Source organism: Neptunitalea chrysea (assembly GCF_027924145.1).
GTDB classification, from domain to species: Bacteria; Bacteroidota; Bacteroidia; order Flavobacteriales; family Flavobacteriaceae; genus Neptunitalea; species Neptunitalea chrysea.
The window spans coordinates 1-2,512 of sequence record NZ_BRVP01000053.1 but is presented as its reverse complement, the minus strand read 5'-3'; the positions used below and the strand labels follow the sequence as shown (position 1 = coordinate 2,512).

At 38.4% G+C, this 2,512-nt stretch carries 1 protein-coding gene; it reads left to right on the top strand.

Annotation, left to right across the window (positions count from 1 at the left end):
* Window positions 1-2,512: choice-of-anchor L domain-containing protein (locus tag NBRC110019_RS16620; protein ID WP_281756593.1), on the top strand; the 2,512-nt coding region annotated here is incomplete at both ends.

Below are 2,512 nucleotides of genomic sequence, written 5' to 3'. Positions count from 1 at the left end.
GCCAGCGGGTACAGGAGTACCAACAGGTGCTGGTACTGCCGTAACTTCGTTACCTGTAACAATAAACAACTTATTACCCGATACAGCTTACGAAGTATATGTAAGAGCTGAATGTAGTGCTGGTTTTTACAGTGATTGGTCTATTCCATATACATTTACAACAGAAATTCAAACAGAATTCACTGTAGACTGTGCAGTGGGGCCAACAAACGTTACCTACTGCTATGGTAATAATGATACTACCATGTTTACATTTACTGCTACCGACCCTACACTATACCTTACAATTTTCTTTAATTCGGGTACAGTAGAAAATAATAATGACGAAATCATCATCTACGATTCTGACGGAACTACAGTTTTATATTCCGGTTATGGAAACTCAGGTGACTTAGCTGGTTTAGAAATACAATCTACAGGCGGTGTTATTTACGTTCAGGTTACCTCTAATGGATCTAATAGCTGTGCTTCAGGAAATCAGACTACATTAGACTTTGACGCTATCTGTAATACTTGTTTAAATCAACAAGTTACATTTACTTCAATAGATGATTGTGGTACTGTTCAATATTATGTAGATGTGGATGTAACCGATATGGGAGATGCTACATCTTTAACTCTTACTGACAACCAAGGTAGTGCTCCACAAGTTGTTACAACCATCGGAACGTATACTTTTGGCCCCTACCCACTTGGTACGGACACATACGTAACGGTTGCCAACACAAACGACACTAACTGTGTTATTGTAAGTGATAACATGAATGTAAGTAACTGTCCTCCTATGAGTGTATCTACTACTACTTATACAGTAGATGAATTAGTTACCGATGTATTAATTAACTCAGATTGTGCTCAGGTATTTAACATACAATATTCAACTGGTACAAACTACGGATCGGTAAATGGTATTGGTTATTTCTACAATGCATTTAACTTCCCTTTCACTGATGGTGTTGTTCTTACGTCTGGTACTGCTACGGAAGTTGTTGGGCCAAATGACACTACCCTTGGTAATGGAGGCACAGGATGGCTTGGAGATACAGATCTTGAGAATATTTCTGGTGCTGGTACAGGATATAACGCTTCTTATATAGAGTTCGACTTTATTCCGCTTACCGACCATATCAGCTTTGATTTCCTTTTCGCTTCAGAAGAATATACATCCGCTTTTGAATGTACTTTCTCAGATGTATTTGCTTTCATCTTAACAGACCTTTCAGGGGTAGAAACCAATTTAGCAGTAATCCCTGGAACTAATATACCTGTTACGGTTGTTAATGTACACGGTGGTATTGGTACTTGTGGACCAGCAAATGCTACTTATTTTGATCAATATAACGCTAACGGAACAGGAGAAATTGACTTTAACGGACAGACGGTTGTAATGACCGCAGCATCAAATGTTGTTGCTGGTCAAACATACCATATTAAATTAGGTATTCAGGATGACGGCGACAGTATTTATGATTCAGCTGTTTTCTTAGGATCAGGTTCATTTGATATTGGTGATTTAGACCTTGGAGATGACATCTTATTAACTAGTGGTAATGCACAATGTGAAGGTGATATTGTTACCCTAGATGCAGGTACCGTACCATCTAACGCAACAATAGCTTGGTATATGGATGGTAACGAAATTATAGGAGCTACCTCTGCTACTTTAGACGTTTCAGAAACTGCAACGTATACTGCAGTTATTACATACACTTCTTCTTCATGTGCTTTAGAAGGTGAAGTCTTAGTTGAGTTCTTCCCATTACCAGAACCTTCATTTACAGACGCTGTTATTACCAAGAGTGCATGTCAAGAAGAAACAGTAACTGTTAATGTAGACAATGCAGCCGACTTAGCTGGCAACCTTACTTATACTTGGTTAGACCCAACGAGTAACGTAATACAAACAGGCACCTCTCCTTCATATACATTCTCTGGAGACACTGTAAACCCTGAGCAAGGTGTTTACACAGTAACTGTCTCAGATGACGCAAACAGTTGTTCAGGATCTGCGCAAGTAGAAATTATTTTAGAAGGATATGTTAGTGCAGGTCAACCGTCAGACATGTGGGTTTGTGATGATATTTCTAACGATGGCTATGCTGAGTTTGATTTAACTTCACGAGATTCTGCGGTAACTAACAACCTTTCTAACGTAATTGTTTCTTATTACGCTTCTCAAGATGATGCTGATGATGCTGTTAATCCGTTAAGCTCTCCATATACAAACGAAGATCCTAACTTCCAAACGATCTATGTTCGTTTAGAAAGTACAGAATCTGATTGTTATGATATTGTAACATTTGATCTACTAGTTTACGATACACCAGTATTAGACGGTTATGATACCTATTATGAGGTATGTTCTAATGGTATTACACCAACTGTATTAACAATGACTCCTTCTAATTTTGCTTTAACAGATACGGGGGTAACGTTTACTTGGTATCAGAACGGAACTACCTTGGCCAACAGTGATAATGTATTAGATGTTTATGACGCTGGGGAATATGCT